The organism is Pedobacter sp. B4419 (genome assembly GCF_059693725.1).
Window position 1 is genome coordinate 1209391 of record NZ_JCASSL010000001.1, and the last position, 17426, is coordinate 1226816.

General features: G+C 41.5%; 16 protein-coding genes and 1 tRNA gene. 12 read left to right on the forward strand and 5 right to left on the reverse strand.

The features are described 5' to 3' along the window. Positions 1 to 7 precede the first annotated feature (7 nt). The gene (locus AC570H_RS04900) at positions 8 to 802 is read left to right on the forward strand and encodes a phosphatase PAP2 family protein (protein ID WP_497352292.1); all 795 of its coding nucleotides are present in this window, start codon (positions 8 to 10) and stop codon (positions 800 to 802) included. 3 nt (positions 803 to 805) lie between these two features. Here AC570H_RS04900 and AC570H_RS04905 read toward each other — a convergent pair whose 3' ends face one another. Then, entirely contained in the window at positions 806 to 1219 is a 414-nt protein-coding gene (locus tag AC570H_RS04905; RefSeq protein WP_497352294.1) for an EamA family transporter, read from the reverse strand. Between the two features lie 107 nt (positions 1220 to 1326). On the opposite strand from AC570H_RS04905, the gene AC570H_RS04910 reads away from it, so the two are divergent. The 3 genes from AC570H_RS04910 (at position 1327) to ccsB (ending at position 7765) form a co-directional block, all read left to right on the forward strand. Further along, positions 1327 to 3747, forward strand: a complete 2421-nt coding sequence (locus AC570H_RS04910) for a TonB-dependent receptor (RefSeq protein ID WP_497352296.1) — start codon at positions 1327 to 1329, stop codon at positions 3745 to 3747. A 140-nt stretch (positions 3748 to 3887) separates the two neighbouring features. Continuing rightward, positions 3888 to 3961: transfer RNA gene (locus tag AC570H_RS04915), tRNA-Pro, on the forward strand. A 537-nt stretch (positions 3962 to 4498) separates the two neighbouring features. Next, positions 4499 to 7765, forward strand: coding sequence for a c-type cytochrome biogenesis protein CcsB (ccsB, locus tag AC570H_RS04920; RefSeq protein ID WP_497352298.1), 3267 nt, complete (start codon positions 4499 to 4501; stop codon positions 7763 to 7765). 453 nt (positions 7766 to 8218) lie between these two features. On the opposite strand, the gene AC570H_RS04925 is transcribed toward ccsB, so the two are convergent. Further along, complete coding sequence (locus AC570H_RS04925) at positions 8219 to 8446, reverse strand: hypothetical protein (RefSeq protein WP_497352300.1); 228 nt, start codon at positions 8444 to 8446, stop codon at positions 8219 to 8221. Positions 8447 to 8967: 521 nt separating this feature from the next. Here AC570H_RS04925 and AC570H_RS04930 point away from each other — a divergent pair. The 6 genes from AC570H_RS04930 to AC570H_RS04955 all read left to right on the forward strand — a co-directional run bounded on the left by AC570H_RS04930 (position 8968) and on the right by AC570H_RS04955 (position 13706). Continuing rightward, the gene (locus tag AC570H_RS04930) at positions 8968 to 9450 is read left to right on the forward strand and encodes a hypothetical protein (protein WP_497352302.1); all 483 of its coding nucleotides are present in this window, start codon (positions 8968 to 8970) and stop codon (positions 9448 to 9450) included. A gap of 66 nt (positions 9451 to 9516) precedes the next feature. Beyond that, positions 9517 to 10428, forward strand: coding sequence for a hypothetical protein (locus AC570H_RS04935; protein WP_497352304.1), 912 nt, complete (start codon positions 9517 to 9519; stop codon positions 10426 to 10428). Continuing rightward, complete coding sequence (locus AC570H_RS04940) at positions 10418 to 11383, forward strand: DUF4238 domain-containing protein (RefSeq protein ID WP_497352306.1); 966 nt, start codon at positions 10418 to 10420, stop codon at positions 11381 to 11383. The genes AC570H_RS04935 and AC570H_RS04940 overlap by 11 nt, the downstream gene beginning before the upstream one ends. Before the next feature lie 163 nt (positions 11384 to 11546). Further along, positions 11547 to 12056, forward strand: coding sequence for a hypothetical protein (locus tag AC570H_RS04945; protein ID WP_497352308.1), 510 nt, complete (start codon positions 11547 to 11549; stop codon positions 12054 to 12056). After that, positions 12025 to 12807: a hypothetical protein gene (locus AC570H_RS04950; RefSeq protein ID WP_497352310.1), complete on the forward strand. Its 783-nt coding sequence runs from the start codon at positions 12025 to 12027 to the stop codon at positions 12805 to 12807. The genes AC570H_RS04945 and AC570H_RS04950 overlap by 32 nt, the downstream gene beginning before the upstream one ends. Before the next feature lie 104 nt (positions 12808 to 12911). Further along, entirely contained in the window at positions 12912 to 13706 is a 795-nt protein-coding gene (locus AC570H_RS04955; protein WP_497352312.1) for a hypothetical protein, read from the forward strand. Between the two features lie 375 nt (positions 13707 to 14081). Here AC570H_RS04955 and AC570H_RS04960 read toward each other — a convergent pair whose 3' ends face one another. Together AC570H_RS04960 and AC570H_RS04965 are read right to left on the reverse strand one after the other, a co-directional pair. After that, positions 14082 to 14531 (reverse strand): hypothetical protein, encoded by a 450-nt coding sequence (locus AC570H_RS04960; RefSeq protein ID WP_497352314.1) that lies wholly within the window; start codon positions 14529 to 14531, stop codon positions 14082 to 14084. Between the two features lie 294 nt (positions 14532 to 14825). Further along, the gene (locus tag AC570H_RS04965; protein WP_497352316.1) at positions 14826 to 15839 is read right to left on the reverse strand and encodes a trypsin-like peptidase domain-containing protein; all 1014 of its coding nucleotides are present in this window, start codon (positions 15837 to 15839) and stop codon (positions 14826 to 14828) included. A gap of 181 nt (positions 15840 to 16020) precedes the next feature. On the opposite strand from AC570H_RS04965, the gene AC570H_RS04970 reads away from it, so the two are divergent. Beyond that, positions 16021 to 16173, forward strand: coding sequence for a hypothetical protein (locus tag AC570H_RS04970; protein ID WP_497352318.1), 153 nt, complete (start codon positions 16021 to 16023; stop codon positions 16171 to 16173). A gap of 16 nt (positions 16174 to 16189) precedes the next feature. Here the strand turns inward: AC570H_RS04970 and AC570H_RS04975 are convergent, their stop codons facing one another. Continuing rightward, entirely contained in the window at positions 16190 to 16930 is a 741-nt protein-coding gene (locus tag AC570H_RS04975; RefSeq protein WP_497352320.1) for an SDR family oxidoreductase, read from the reverse strand. Between the two features lie 78 nt (positions 16931 to 17008). Here AC570H_RS04975 and AC570H_RS04980 point away from each other — a divergent pair, with 78 nt between their 5' ends. Further along, entirely contained in the window at positions 17009 to 17386 is a 378-nt protein-coding gene (locus AC570H_RS04980) for a winged helix-turn-helix transcriptional regulator (RefSeq protein WP_497352322.1), read from the forward strand. Positions 17387 to 17426: the final 40 nt, after the last annotated feature.

The window sequence follows — 17426 nt, forward strand, 5'->3', positions numbered from 1 at the left end:
GATTTTCATGATGAAGAACATTTTTGCAGGTGGCCTGCTCTGGTTAGGCATGGCAAGCACCTGCTTTGCCCAACAGCAGGATTCGCTTGCCAACATGCAGGCGCAGGAAGCTGCTTTGAAAAACATCAGCCAAGAGCTTAAGCCCGTAAAATTTAAGCCTGCACAATTTATAGCACCGGTAGTTTTAATGGGTTATGGCTTTGCTGCGGTTTATAACCATGGCGCCTTAAAAGAGCTTGACCAGAGTACCAGATACGAATTGCAGGAAGATCATCCGCTATTCGCTGCCCATGTAGATGATTACATTCAATTTGCACCGGCGCTGGCTGTTTATGGATTGAACCTAGCGGGAATAAAAGGACAGCACAACCTGTTAGATGCTTCTATGCTTTATGTTACCTCAGCGGCGATTATGGGACTTTCTACACATTTTGTGAAGAATGGCGTGCAGCGCGAACGGCCTGACAATTCTGGCTTCAATTCTTTTCCCTCTGGACATACGGCATCCGCATTTGCAGCAGCAGAATTTCTGCATCAGGAATATAAAGACGTTTCGCCTTGGTATGGCTATGCGGGCTATTTTGTGGCTACTGCAACCGGTACCTTGCGCATGTACAACAACAAGCATTGGTTCAGCGATGTGGTGGCAGGAGCAGGCTTTGGGATAGCCTCAACCAAAATTGCTTACCTGGTTTATCCCTATATCAGAAGATTGTTTACAGGTAGATCGGTACAAAACTTTACGGTAATACCTTACGGCCAGGATAATGCCAAGGGATTGGCAGCTGTTTACCATTTTTAATCCTTAAAGCAGGATCACAATACTGCCCGAAACAATAAGTAGGGCGCCAATTAAGGTTTTTGCTTCTATGGGCTCTTTCAATATCAAAAAGGCTAATCCAAGGGCAATAGCTACACTTAATTTGTCTACGGGAGCTACTTTGGCTACATCGCCTTTTGCCAAGGCCTTGAAATAGAAAATCCACGATAGGCCAGTGGCAACTCCCGAAAGCGCCAAGAATAGCAGATTCTGCTTGGTTAAGGTTTTAAGTCCCTTGATTTCTCCGGTTGCCAAAATAATTCCCCAAGCCATAAACACAATAACTACCGTGCGTATGGCGGTAGCCAGATTGGCATTAATGCCCTTGATTCCAATTTTGGCCAGGATGGCGGTTGCCGCTGCAAAAAATGCAGAAAGGACGGCATATATTTTCCACATAAGTTCAATGCTGCTGATCGAATATCAATTTACACAAAATGTTGGCGACTACAAATTTCAAACAGATTTGTGCTTTAACTATGCAAAAAATGCAAACCAACTTAACTATGATGAATTTTAAAGGTGCCAAGCTGTTTTTCCTGTTTTTCTTGTCAGTTAATATTGTCCAAGCCCAAACCATAAAGACGACACTGTCTGGCTTATTAAAAGACGGTAAATCAAAAAATGCTATTCCTTACGCCAATATTGTGGTGAAAGCGAAAAGCGATCAGCGTTTTGTTACCGGGACCATTAGCGATGAAGAAGGACGCTTTAAGCTGGCCGATTTGGCAGCAGGCAATTATGTTTTGGAACTTGGCAGCGTTGGTCACATCAAAAAGACACATGAAGTTACCGTAGGAACCTTAAATGCTTTTCTAGATCTCGGCGAAATCTTTTTGGACGAGGATACGAAGAGCCTCAATACGGTAACCATTGTTGGTCAAGGCAATGCAGAGGGGTTGTCAGATAAAATGGATAAAAAGACCTTTACCTTAAGCAATAACATTGCACAGTCTGGAGGTTCGGTATTACAGGCCATGCAGAATTTGCCAGGCGTTACGGTTCAAGACGGCAAAATCCAACTGCGGGGCAATGATAAGGTGGCGGTACTGGTAGATGGCAAGCAGAATGCGATGACGGGTTTTGGCACGCAAACAAGCCTTGATAATATTCCGGCCTCGGCCATAGAAAGGATCGAGATTATCAATAATCCCTCAGCCAAATACGATGCCAACGGCAATGCCGGCATCATCAATATCATTTACAAGAAAAACAAGCAAGAAGGCTTCAATGGCAAAGTTGGACTAACCACAGGTCTTGGTGCTTTGTGGGTGCGTAAAGAAAACCTGCCGGCGATCAGGCCACAGTATACGGCTACCCCAAAAATCAATCCTTCTGTATCGCTCAACTACCGCAAAAATAAGCTGAATACTTTTGTACAGGGCGATTGGTTGTATACCCAAACCTTAAACCGAAACGAATTTGCCACCAGAACCTATGCTGATGGTACAATCATCAATCAACAGGTCAAACGCAACCGTACCACCACCTATACCACGGCAAAAACCGGTATAGATTGGAATCCCGATGAGCAGAATTCGCTAACCATATCAGGTTATTTTAATCGAGAGAAAATCTTGGATAGGGGCGATATTCCTTACTTCAATGCCGATTTGTCGGAACGTTCGAGACTTTGGCAGTTTTTGGAAGATGAGGTCAAGTATACCGCAACAGGCTCAGCCAGTTACCAGCATAAGTTTAAGCAGCCAGGTCATCTGCTGAATGCGGGTTTTAATTATACCTGGCATCGGGAAGATGAAAAGTATTTCTTTACCAACATCATGCCTACCTTTACTGGAGAGGATTCCTTCAAGTTGCTCTCTGATGAGCATGTGGCAGACTTTAACCTCGATTACATCAGGCCTTTAAGGCAAGGCAGGATAGAGATGGGATTGAAATTTAGAAGGCGTACCATTCCAACCAATATGCAGTTTTTTCCGGGACTTAACTCGCCCATCGATGTGAATGCGGGCGGTTGGGCCGATTACAAGGAAACTATTCCAGCTGCTTATGCCAATTATATATTGGAGACCAATCATTTCGAAGTAGAGGCAGGTTTGAGGTTCGAATATGTAAAGGTGCAGTATGATGTAAATCCAAACCATAACACTTACCAAAGCGACGGCTACGATTACGCGCGTCCGTTTCCGAACCTGCGTTTGGCTTACAAAATAAACGACAACAACAAAATATCTGTTTTCTTCAACCGTAGGGTAGATCGGCCAAATGAAGTTGATATTCGCATTTTTCCTAAATATGATGAACCAGAATTGCTCAAAGTCGGTAACCCGACCTTGCGCCCTCAATTTACCAATAGCCTAGAGCTTGGCTACCGATTGAACTGGAAAAAGGGAAATATATATGCTTCCTTGTACCACAAAATGATCAATGCCACCATTACGAGGATTGCAACTCAGGTTCCTGGCAGCACCATTCTTTACAATATCTTTCAAAACGCAGGGCGAAGCTACCAAACCGGAGGCGAGGTGGTTTTGCAACAGGAGCTGAGCAATTGGTTTTCTTTTAACAGCAGTGCGGCCATTTACAGAAATAAGATCAATGCTTTTAGCATCACCAATAAATATCCTGTGCCAACGGTTTATAACATGGCCGAAGAAAGCATCACATCGGGAAACGTAAAGCTGAATAACCTGTTTAAGCTGAAGGGCCAGACCCAAATCCAGCTCTCTGGGGTTTATCTGGCTAAAGATATTATTCCACAAGGCACAATTGGATCAAGGTTCTCCGTTGATATGGGAATCAAAAAACAGATCCAAAAAGGAAAGGGCGAACTGTTTTTAAATGGAACCGATCTTTTCAATACCTTAAAAACAAAAAGAAGCATTATTGGAAATGGTTTTACATATAACAGCATTGATTATTTAGAAACTCAAGTGTTTAGATTGGGTTATAGTTATAAATTTTAAGCTAAGATTTTTTGAAAAAGGTTCATTAGCAATGGGTTAAATGTTAAGCGCTAATTTTTTTAAAAATGTTGCAATCTTTTCTGGGTATTTTTATATCTTTGCAGCCTTAAGAATTTATTCTTTAGAAAGGTGATACCAATCGGGGTGTAGCGTAGCCCGGTATCGCGCCACATTTGGGATGTGGAGGTCGTAGGTTCGAATCCTGCCACCCCGACAAACGAAAGCCTCTTTTGCGAAAGCAAAAGAGGCTTTGTTGTTTTGGTCCAGCCTCAAGCTTGCTTGAAAGGCGTCGGGAAAAACAACAAAGCCAACTTCGACGAGGGAGGAGCAAAAGCTTGAGGATGTATCAACCCCTCTCCAAGATCACTGAAGCGTAGCGGAAGTAATCCTGAAATTGAGTCAACTTGGAAGTCGCCGGGAAAAACAATGAAACGCGCTTAGATGCAGAGAATCAAGGGTTTGAGGATGCTTCTAAAACCCTTTTCGGGATCCGCGAAGCTAATCTGGCCACCCCCACTGAAAGAGATGATCAATTTTGATCATCTCATTTTTATGTGAATAACTATTTGTTTGCCAGGTTGATGGCTAAGCGCTGGCGGTTAGAGAAAGCGTACCATTCTAAAAAGTACACACTGGAAAATCAGCAGCTAATAAAGTCTGATTATTGCCATAATCCTGCCTGTCTTTCGTTTTTTCTGTTTCCTGAAGTATCTTGTCGGCCACTGAATTAAACTGTTTTCTGTTATTACCAATGGTTAAAACTCTATCCAATATCATTTTCTCTACCCGAACCATGGGTGCGATGCTCTTAATCTATGCTTTTTCTATGGCCATGGCCACTTTTGTAGAGAACGACTACAGCACACCTGTAGCCAAAGCGCTGATCTATAACTGCTGGTGGTTTGAACTGGTGATGATTATTCTGATCCTGAATTTTATAGGAAATATCAAAAGATACCAGCTGACACAGCGTAAGAAATGGCCTCTGCTTCTGTTTCACCTGGCCTTTGTCGTGATTTTTGCGGGTGGTTTCATTACCAGGTATATCAGTTTTGAAGGCTCTATGCATATCCGTGAAGGCGAATCGAGTGATGCCGTGATTTCTGATGCCACATTTTTCAAGGTGCAGATAGGAAGAGGCGAAGATATTCTGGCCTATGACGATGTGCCTGCTATCCTGATCTCAAACAGGGTTCCGGGTTACCTAAAGATGTTTAAAAAAAACTTTAAATCTGAATACGACTTTCGGGGAGAAAGGGTAAAAGTGAAGGTAGTTAATTTCTATGCCAGGGCACAGGATTCACTGGTCCGGGAAGCATCAGGCCCATCGGTCTTGCATGTCGTGGTCCTGGAAAATGGCAAGCGGGTAAACAAATACATCCCTTCGGGCAATGTCCAGTTGGTTAACAATATGCTGCTGAGCTTCAATAAGCCAACAACTGGTGCAATCAATATTGACAATACTGCTGGTGCCTATCAGATTTCATCGCCCTTCGAGGGCAATTACATGATCATGGCTACCCAAGAAAGGAAAGTGGCGAATGGGGGTGACGTGGCCCAGCCCCTAAACCTAAGGAGCTTATACACGTATGGCGAACTTGCATTTGTAATCCCGGAACCTGCGATAAACGGGCACATTATGTATTATGAAGGCGACAAACGTACACACGAGAACGATCTTGACTTGGTAAAGGTAGAGGTAACAACTCCGACTGCTATTGATACGGTCTCTTTTTATGGGGGCAGGGGAATGACCAGTTTCCAGCATCAAAGTGAAGTGGGTGGTTTGAAAATCGCATTGGCCTATGGCTCTAAAGTTTATAAAACTCCTTTTGCGCTAAAGCTGGCCAAGTTTACAATGGAGAAATACCCGGGCAGTAACAGTCCGGCTGCTTATTCTTCGGATGTGGTGATCTTGGACGGAAATAGCGAAACACCGTATAAGATTTTTATGAACCATGTGCTTGACCATTCGGGTTTTCGTTTCTTCCAGTCCAGTTTTGATGGAGATGAAAAGGGAACCATCCTGTCGGTAAACCACGACGAATGGGGTACAAATGTCACTTATATCGGTTATTTGATGCTGTTTATTGGCCTGTTTGCCACCTTGTTCTGGAAGGGAACGCATTTCTCTAAACTTAACGAGCAATTGAAAACCCTGGCCAGATCGAAGGCCCTGTTCCTACTGCTTTTCTTTTTGCCCGTGGGCGTTGCTTTAGGCCAGGAGAAGATCGACATGCATGGCAAGGATGGAACAGATCATGTGCATCAGCCGGGTGAAGTGCATGAACATAAACCTGAACAAATGCCGATGGCTTCTGCCTCTCCCGCACAGCCTTTTAAACCTGTAGCCAATGCAAATGGGGCTGAGTTTGCGGCTGCACTTAAAATAGATAATGAGCACGCAGAAAAATTCGGGCACCTGCTGGTACAGAATATCGACGGCCGTATTGAACCTGTGAATACCATGGCGCTGGAAATACTGAGAAAACTGTACGGCAAGGATCGTTATTATGGCCTGAGTGCCAATCAGTTCTTCTTGTCTATCTCTACCAGTTCTTTTGCCTGGATCAACGTACCAATCTTTAAAGTGAATACCAAAGGTGGCAAGGAAATCCTGAAATTAGTAAACGCCAATGCTGAAGGCTATACTTCTATGGTCAACCTGATCCGCATGCACAACGATGGCAGTGCCGAATTTGTACTGAAGGATGAGTACATGAAGGCATTTGCCAAAAAACCTTCTGAACAGACCAGCTATGATAAGGACCTGATCGAAATGAATGATAAGCTGGAAGCGATGGGGCAGCTCATTTCGGGGGCTTACCTTCGTATCTTCCCGGTTGTTGGCGATAAAAACCATACCTGGGAGGCCATGGCTCCAATCAATATGGACACCACGGCTGCACCTACAGCTCTGGGCCGCTATATCCATGCGGTAAACCAGGGCCGTACAACGGGTAACTGGCAAGCTGCCGATAAGGAACTTCAGCAAATCAGCAATGCCCAGCAGCAATACGGTAAAGAGGTAGTGCCATCGGCAACCAAGATTGCTTTTGAGGTGAGTTACAACTCCTGGAATTTGTTCCTCAAGGTGATGATCTGCTATGCGATCCTGGGCACGGTCATACTTGCGCTGGCCTTCCTCAAATTATTTAAAACTTCTAAAATACTGAATAGGCTGGTCGGCTTTGTGCTCATCCTTATCGGTACGGCTGCTTTGTTGCAGGCGGCTGGTCTGGGTGTCCGCTGGTATATATCCGGCCATGAACCCTGGAGCAATGGCTATGAAGCAGTTCTGTTTATCAGCTGGATTGGTGTGCTCGCCGGCTTGCTGATGTACAGAAACAGCAATGCTTTTATCCCGGCTGCGGGCTGTCTGATTGCGGTGATCCTGATGGGTTTTGCACATGGCGGTTCGCAAATGAACCCGCAGATCACCATGCTGGTTCCGGTATTGAAGTCTTACTGGCTGATGATCCATGTGGCCATTATCACATCAAGCTATGGTTTTTTTGGTCTGAGCGCACTGCTAGGTACAGTGGTATTGCTGCTGTTCATCATCGATAACGACAAAATCTCCACTAAGGTAAAGGCCTCGGTCACCGAACTGGCTATCGTAAACGAGATGTCTTTGACTGTAGGGTTGTTTTTGCTCACTGTAGGGACGTTCCTGGGCGGTATCTGGGCTAACGAAAGCTGGGGCCGTTATTGGAGCTGGGACCCTAAAGAGACCTGGGCATTCATCTCGGTGATTGTATATGCATTTATATTGCATGTGCGCCTGATACCGGGGTTGAGGAGCAAATATTTATTTAACCTGCTTGCTCTTGTAGGCTTTTCAACCATCATCATGACGTATTTCGGTGTAAACTACTACCTCACTGGCTTGCACTCTTATGCGCAGGGCGACCCGGTGCCGATCCCTTCATGGGTGTACATCACCATTTCGGTGGTGGCTGTGCTGGCAGTGGTGTCTTATCTCCGGTATAAAGCGAGGAATAAAGCTAAGGCCTAAAAAGAAATAAATTTGTTCTCCAGCATTGAGATAGTTCCAAGAACAATAAAATCGAAAAATGAAAGTAACCATATGTGAGTTGAGTGATAACAGAAAGCAGTTTGGGCAGGATTGGAAGGGCCTTGAGCTTTATCTAGGCCAAAATCCGACTGATCATGAAAAAAAAGGTTCGAAATTTGTACAGGCAGGACGACAAACGAAAGCCTCTTTTGCTTTTGCAAAAGAGGCTTTGTTGTTTTGATCCAGCCTCAAGCTTGCTTGAAAGGCGCAGGGTAAAACAACAAAGTCAGCTTCAACGAAGCAGGAGCAAAAGCTTGAGGATATATCAACCCCTCTCCAAGATCACTGGAACGTAGTGGAAGTAATCCTGCCAGCCCGACTTCAGAGGACAAATCAAATTTAGTTTTAATTTATCCTTTTTTATTTTCTATTAACTCATTGTATTTCTGTTTGTTATATAAGTTCAACAACTTCATTTGTTCTAAGTGTTCGAAGTCCGCCATTTTCGATGCGCAATTTATCGGGACAAATCGCAGCAATTATCTCGCGTTTTTTATCCATATCGGAGATTTCGTAAGCATAGTCCAGTTTCAACAAATTATCAATACCAGCCTCCAGCAGTTCATCGATATCGATCTTCTCCATATTCAGCCTTGCCAACTGTGCATTCAGCTTGAGCATCCCCTCCTGGTTGCGCTGGGAATGGCCCTTGTCCGCCTATTCGTCGGTACTTACCCTGATGTATAAATCTGCTATTTTCATGGTTTTAACCTGTGTTCAAAATACAGCATTTCCAAGGCTTTTTCGGCTTCTTTTATGGTGGTTTTTCTACTTTTTTTTTCAAGCATTTCGGCCAGTTTTTCGTCGGTAAGCGTTCTTTTTTCTTGAATGGAATATCTTATGGTTGTGATTTGGACACAAGATGAAAAAGAGATGTTTGTTTAAAAGGGGAGTACTTCGGGAAGTTGTTATTTTAAGGCCGACTTGTATTTGAAATCTGTTATGGTATAATTCTCAACTTTGTTTGATTTACTAGTCGCCCGAAAAGATGAAATCAACGAGATAAAATCTTTTGAAAGTGCTAATTGTTAATGTTTTGAGGGGTGCAGTCGGGATGATGACATAAATAATTATCTTTATAGTTTGATTATAGTGATCAGATTGAGAAAAGACACCAAAACACTACGAAATAGAAAACACTTATGTGCCAAATCCATATCAGTACTTACGAAATTATCCAATCTATCGCCGGCGTAGCAATAGCAGGTACGTTTTTTCTGCAGTTTCGTTTGAATAAAATGCAGGCAACTCAGTTAAGATTTGCTACCCTTCCCGTAATAAATTTGGAATACAAATCGACTGAACCATTTTTCGACCCTGAAACCAAAGGTGCGGGACAGTTGGAAATAACCGTCAAAAAAAATGTGGCCTATGGGCTATGGTTCGAACCAGTAGATAGGAAAGATATGGTTTTTGATTTGAATGGGGCGTCGAGCGTTGTGGAAGGAGACCACTACATTAAAACATTTTCGCACAACAAAGGAGAACCATCCTACTTTATCGTCAGGGCAAATTTCGCAGATATAGCCGGTAATAAATACACTCAGGACTTCAAATATTGGGAGGGTAAGTTTCTTCCGAGTGCGCCAAAACTTGCTAATTCGGTGGAAAAGAGAAATTTATAGTGTCATTTAATTGAGCGCGCTAACTGCAAAAGGCGAATTGCAGGCGCTCTTTTTTATTGCCCCAACATGAGAATAAAACCAACATCTGGAGAAGAACATAATGCAATAAACGAAGATCTGCACAGACGGGTCGACTTGGGAGAAAGATTAAACCCTTTTGAGGCTGAGTATTTTTGCAATAGTCTAAGAAGAGATTTGCGTATCAACTTTTCCATGTGTGATGAGTATCGTTTCAGAGACTACTATTTTAGGACTTTCACTTACCGACCCTTGCCAGAGCATTATAAAATGACCAATGGAGAGCTGGGGGAACTTGACCGTTTTGCAGAAGAGTGGTTTGACAAAGTGGTATCTGTGACAAATCACTCATCTCAAACATTACAGCACATAGCAAAAGAAGCAAGACTGGAAGTAAAACAGATGTCGAAAGAGTTTTCACACAACGGTTTTTTGGTGCACAATAGATTGTATCAGGAAAAATTGAAGAAAATTATGTGGATGTCCAGATTTATCCATTTCAAAATAAGCTATGATTACTTTTTGGGATATGTACGGCCAGAAATTCTAGTCCCATCAAAATTCGGCGATGTCATATTTAATGATGTGTCGCTTTCCCATATCTACTCAAGGCATTACGCCGCGGGAGAAAAACAGTACTCTCCCAGCCAATCATTTTTTACAACCGACATCCACTTTAACTCGATTCATAGGATCATTGCTTTGGTCCTAGGCTGGATAACAAAACTTGACATTAAGATTGGTCAACATTTGAATAAGGCCATATCCTTTAAATTTAAGGATTGCTATTATCAACTTTATTTAGACAAGACATTTATACAGAGAAGAGGGCACAAGGGGAATATAGCCATTCTTAGGGTTAAAACCCTGTTTCCTGTAACCGACAATGAAATTCTACAACAGATTGCAGAATTAATGCCTCATCAGGTCTCTAAAGACCTTACCATTTATGAACAGTAAGCAGAACAAACCTAAAGACCACCACTACGTACCGGTTTGCTTTTTGAAAAATTTCTTGGGCGAAAACGGGAAGTTGTCAACTCTTAATCTCCAGAACGTAGCAAAGGGCTATGTTACAAAAGTTAAGTCGGTTACGCCTTCACAAGTATGTTATGTAGAGGATTATTATACAATTACCGAGGAATTAAAAAGCAAATATCAAGACTTAGCTATCCTGGATGCCCTATTTGTAGAGACTGTGTTGTTTCATAGACTTGAAAATGAATACCAGGTTCTTTTTCAGAAACTTACAAAAACAAGGCTGCTCGACGTTCAGGATGCAACCATGTTTGCGGATTTTATCATAAACCTCAAACTTCGAAACCCGTTTTGGCGGGACAATATCATCGAAAAGAACAAGATCGGTTGGCTTCAGGAAGCTTTAACCGACATTAAAAATGATTTAAGACAAAACACCTTATTTTCGCATATTCCAGATCCTGTAAAGCAGTTTTTTGTTGAAAAGCTTGGGGAAGAAAACCTAAGTGAGCAAGACTATGCTAAAAGGTACCAGTTGTTCAGCCTGATTGCCAGGGCATCAGATACCTCAGGCAGAAATAAAAAGATACGGGATGCCATATTGCGAAATGAATGGGTATTGCTGATAGCGTCTGGAAAAGAGAACTTCATTGTTACGGATAACCCTGGATTTAGTCTGTCCGGTGACAAAACCTATAACACCAAGTTTACCGGAGAATACCAGTTCTATTTTCCGCTTTCGCCAAAATACTGCCTAATGTTCGGCGACAAGACTGATACAAGGTTTTTGAAGAAAAGAAATAAAAAGGTTATCGTTGCCGAGCAGGTAGTTGACAATATCGTTCACAGTATCAATCAGTGTCAATTGGAATTGTTCCATAAATACGCTATAGGTTGCGATGACGCATTTATAGGAAAGATTAGAAAGATCAAATAGTCTAACGCAACTACCAAATTTAAAAACGGATAATTTGGGAAGCTGTTATGTAAAAGCAATCGTAAGTGTTAGAGGTTTTGCTTGGTTATATTTTTCGATTATAACTTTATGAATAGTTATATTGCTTTCCTCAAGAATATTTTTGAAACCTAAATTATCGCTCATGGAAAACACCGTTCCAAAAGAAAACGATAAGGGATTACTGTATCCCGCCTATCACAAATTATACAGCGCGTTGAGCAACTTGGATAAATTTGAAAAAGGAACGAACTTTTTCGATAACATCTCTTACTTGGACAGTTTCTTTACAGAGTATCGAAATGTGACATTTATGCTTCAGAAATCGTTAGCACATACGGAATACCTGAAAATTTATGAAGAGAACCGGCAGAAATATTTATTGAATGATGTCTGTAAATGGTTTATAGAAAAACGAAACGAAGTGTTGAAACAACAGCCCTTTGATCTGGAGAAGAAAATACGTGTTGTAATTTACACCACTAGTGATAACCTAGTTTTACCAGAATTGTCATTTACGATAGAAAATGATGTAGAATATTCTACTTTAATAGACTCGATGCGTGAGTTCCTTACAAAACTAAATCTGATTGAAGTGATGTTCTCAGCAGAATTTTCATTTTATGAACGGGGGGAATACGGAAGAACTTTATGACAACTTTATATCAGGCATAAATAGCATGAAGTTATTTATGAAAGCGATGAAGGAAGCTCTAAACGAAAATAGCTCTCTATCCGATCAGCTTGAAAAAAGAATAGATGAGCTGAAGTTCTATCGTATGCCAAAAAATATGTTGCTTACCGACGATTACGTTTTTTATACGAGAAAAAACCGGTTTGAAAAAGCTGCAAGGGCTGAATTTAGCTTTGGTGCGAAGGATCAAAAAGTTCCCGTTGCTAATTTCGAAAAAATGTTTCCGGGGTCAAAAGATCTATTTGACAATTTTGTAATGATGCATTTGAGTGTATTTCAAATGCAAAAAAAGCTTATGCCAACATGTTTGGTTGTTTACAATGATCAAAAAATGCAATTCATTTCATTTGACAGCTCGATAAAAACAACGATATATAGGAAACTATATGAAATAGCAAATCGTATCGAAGCCGAAGGAATTATTGGGGTATTTTATGTTGGGGAGATGTATAGTTATCCTAACACCGATCAGATCATCAATTTAGAGAGCAGGGAAAGGATAGAATTTATGAATTCTGAATCTTTAGTGTTTTTCAAGGCAGGCTATGATTTGATGACTAGATCCTATTCTTTTGATTCAGCCAAAGTAGATGATATAAAATATATCGCCTCTGTGTTTGTCAAAAATGATAATGAATACAATGACTTGGCATTCATGAAGCCAGTGATCAATGAATTCAAACGGATAAATAAAACAACACAAAATTCTTAAACATTGTTGTCATTCGCTGAGACTTTTGCAATGGGTGAGTATCGCAATTGACATTGATAAGTAACTGCTAAAGAAGTTTCGAAAATATTTAAACACCTAAAACTATGAAATTAATACCCGAAAGCCCATACTCGCAACTTTTAACAAATTTAAGGACTGCCGATGAAGTTTACAAAGCTGCAACCTATGGTGCTTTGAATATTGAAACGCGGACTTTACAGCTCTTGAATAAAACCGGCCTTGAAAGTGTTAGCCAGATTTTGGAACAAGAAAAATATAAAGAGGTTATTGAGGCTTTGAACACTGTTGCGGTAAATCAAAGGACGATTTCGATAAGTGTTTCCAATTCCGAACTTAAGCTGATTAGAGGGGTCATGAAGAAACAGCTCAAAATAGTAAAAGCTGTGCCAGCCCTTGCACGAGAGCAATTAGTTATAACTTATGCCACACTGGTGGAGGGATTTGTAAATGATGTAATTAGGGGTTTTCTTGCGAAATTTCCACATAGTTTGAAATCCAATAAGTCGACATTAAAAGACGAACAATTAATTGACTCGATAATTGAAGGTAATACTTTAGAAAAATTAATAGATTATAGGGTGCGAGAAATCATGTACGACTCAATTACGGGATGGATCAAATTTATCAATGAAAGAGGGCTTTCAGTCAAACAGAATGAAGATTTAAAAGAAATGTTTCTTCTTAGAAATGTCCTTATCCACAATAGCAAGAAAGTGGGTGTGGAGCTGGCCAAGGAAATCAATGATAAAAGGTACGTAATAGGAAAAACGGTTAATGTTACTGATAGAGATATTATCAGGTTCGGGAAGGCAATCGAACTGGTTTGTAAGGAAATCATTTCTGCGTTTTTAAAAAAAGCAAAAAAGATTGATACATAGTATCTAGGCCCATGTACGATTTGATTTTTCCATTTATCCTTTCGCTTTACGGATAAATTGTTTTGTCATCTATTTCATACGCTTTTAGCGTATTATCATTCTTTTCTTTTAAAAAAAAACAATGTTTTTAAATCTTGTAAAAAATGGTTCGAAAAATGTTCAGTCAAGTCGACAAACGAAAGCCTCTCCAAGATCACTGGAGCGTAGCGGAAGTAATCCTGCCGTCACGAAATTATCGATACCTGTCTCCAGCAGTTCTTCAATATCGATCTTCTCCATATATATAGCTTGGTAAGCTGGCTATTGAGTTTGTCCAATTTGAGGGCGTTTCGAAAACTGCAGGCAGTTATAGCTGGAACAAGTTTTTTTGCTCTATCAGGCTTTTTTATAGGTGAGGTTAAAGTCGTGCTCCCAGTTTTTGCCATCTACTGACTTCTCCCAATATCCCGAGATGGTATTTTTATCTTTATTGATTTCGCCTGTAAAGCGTTGTTCAAATTGAGGCCCATTGCGCCACATCTTCCATATCCTGTTTTCAAAACTCATTTCATATACACGGGAAGATTGTTTGTCGTCAATGTATAATACGGTGTAGTGCTGTGCATCTTTATCATGGCCAATAAACCATATTGCCCAGGGCGTTTCCTTGTTTTTTGTGCCCTGTCGCAAAATTAGAAATTCACCTTCTTCAAACCATTCGAAAGATGCTCCTGCCTTAATAACTGCATCGGCATCAGGTAAGAAAGACGCATTTGATATTTCCATTTCCCATGTCCCAATAAATTGCTTTAGCTCTTGTAATGCCGGATTGATGTTGTTTTTCATTGGAAATAAATTGATAATGTTTGTTTATACTTCTTGATTGATTTCTTTATTCCAAGATTCGCTCAGCTAGGTTGAGCGATCTATATACAAAGATCGGAACTCATATAGCGCCAAGTGATGTGCAAATTAGACTACGTTAGGGGGTTATTACGTCAAAAATTAAGGGGCTTAGGTGTGAACAAGTGAAAAAATATTTTAAGCCCTTGCCGTAAATCCAGTAGGATAATAATGAACCTTTGAAAAGGTTTAAGCATGGTTCCTATAGAAAAGCTGAACCAGGGCAACAACTAACCCTTACAGCTCCCCATTGATAAATGGCCTAACTTTGCCCTTGTTGGCCTCAGTCAAACTATTATAAAATTCAACCATCTTCGATTTGATATAGGACACCTTAATCACTCTGATGATTTTTGGCGCTTTATCTTTGTCGCTAGCTCTCACCATAATGCCCAATAGTTGCCCATCAGCATTAAATACACCGCCTCCGCTCATGCCAGCTATGGCCTGGGCTTCTACAAAGAACTCGACGTTCGAATTGTAGGTGATGTCGCCTTCGGTATCTCCAGCAGCCTTTAACTGATTGATGACGATTAACGCTTCTGCATCGGTTAATATTTTTCCATAGGCCACCGCGCCATTGGGGTAATTGTCTCTGTCTTGTGGATAGCCAAAAGCCAAAGCTTTTTCTCCGGCAACAGGTGTGTTCCAGGTTTGGCTTGCTTTGGTGCGGTTCTGAGGGTCGTAGAGTTGCAAAGGCGTATGGGTTTGCACAAGCTCGGGATATTTTGGCAAGGGTCCCGGTTCATTTCGTTGATTATCGACAATGCCGAGGTAAAAATCTTCCGCGGGCAATAGGGTGGTGTTGGTTGCGCCAGGGGAGATGTCGAAATGCATTAAGGGAAAATCTGCAATCTGCGTATTTCCTATGCTGATGTTTCCATTAATTGGCGGCATTTGCGAGGTTTCAAAAATTCCTAGATTTTGGGCAGTGAGATCGAAGAGTTGAGCATTTCGAGAACTCCATCCCGATAGGCCATATACGTGATTGGCACTGATATAGAGGCCTAGGCCGTAATCACCTTTTCTACTCCAAATTGTTTTAGAGGCTGGACCTCGTCGCCCAACGCTTCCTCTTATTTGATGCAAGAGGCTGATCAAACCTTGGTCGGTACCATTCAATACCTGTTCAATTTTGGGAACCTTTAACTCGTTTTTTGGAGTATTGGAGCCATTTTTCTTCTTGCAGGCTTGAAATGCTGTTCCAGAAGCGATCAATAAAACGAATAGTAATGTGCTTGCCTTTGTCATTTAACAATATACAAATTTCCGAAGGCTTATAGCTCATTAACCGCTCATCCTCAGGGCCTAGTCGATGTCCATTTCGCGGATCAGTTTGTCCACTTCAACAGCGCAAGCATTGAATGAAGCTGTTGCTGCGGTTAATTTTGGCTATAGACGCTGTGGTAGCGTCAATGTTAAAATCAAGGTGATGAAAAATTTGCAGCTTAATATCAGAAAACAATTGCTCACTGTTTTATTTGCCTTCATGTCGGCACTTTCTATTGCAATAGCTAGGTTCGAGCGCGATGCGCAGAGCTGTGGCATGTTGGTTACTTATGATAAGAAAAAGAAGGAGCGTTAATTGGAAGAGAGCCTTGTTATAGGCTCATTCCTCCATCCATTATCAATTCTGAGCCTGTAACAAAAGAGGAGGCATCGCTTGACAAATGAACCACCATTTTTGCCACATCGCTGGCTTTGCCCATATGTTGCAGGGGAACACGTTCAATAATCCAGCTTTTTAAACCGTCAAGTTGCTCATCACTCAAACCCTGTTTTTTTAGGATTTCTGTTTCTGTTGGGCCAGGACTTACTGCGTTCACCCTAATGTGGCGTGGTGCCAGTTCAACAGCAGCAATTTTCATCACCGAGTTTAATGCAGCTTTGCTTGAGGAGTAAATAGACGAATTGGCTTTGTTCATGCTGGCCGTGTTTGATGACAGGAATACAACCGATGCGCCATCATTTAAAATCGGGATGAAACGGCTGAGCGTAAAATAGGCGCCTTTGAAATTTACGGCCATTACCTGGTCAAAAACATCTTCTGTAGCCTGCTCAATACCCGCACCACCCAATATTCCGGCATTAATAAAAAGGATATCTACCTTTCCAAATTGTGCTTTTACTTTTGTAGCAAGTTCTTCGATGGCAGTTACATTTCCCTGATCGGCCACTAAGCCAACTGCACCGATTTCTTGGGCCGCTACTTCAATAGCGTCTTTGCGTCTTCCTGTAATAATTACCGTTGCACCTTGCTCTCTTAGCACTTTTGCCGTTGCATAACCTATACCGCTGTTACCTCCTGTAACTACGGCTACCTTGTTTTTTAAAGTTTCCATTGTAAAATTTTGTATTTGATGGCAAAGCTATGGTGAAAATGGTATAATTTTGTAACCAGTATAACGGATGATACCAGTATGAAAGATGAAAAACGGCTTGAATTGATCAAGAAGGTGCTTTCTGATCCCCGCAATCAAAAGGAGGAAGTACAGGCATTGCAAGATACCATCTATGTAATTGGTGGTAAATGGAAATTGCCGATCATTAATTCGCTTTGCAACGGCAACAAACGGTTTAGGGAAATTGAACGGAGTATTCCGGGCATTACCACCAGAATGCTTTCGCGAGAGCTCAAAGAAATGGAAGCCAACCAATTGATCAAAAGAACAGTAACTCCCGATATTCCGGTGATGGTAGAATATACACCTAGCGATTATTGCCGTTCTTTTGGCGATATCATCCTCGAAATGATCAAATGGGGCAAGGCACATCGGGAGCGGATCAGGGGCCTTTGATTTTTCAGGCAACGATCTGTCTAGTTGAAGGCGATAGTTG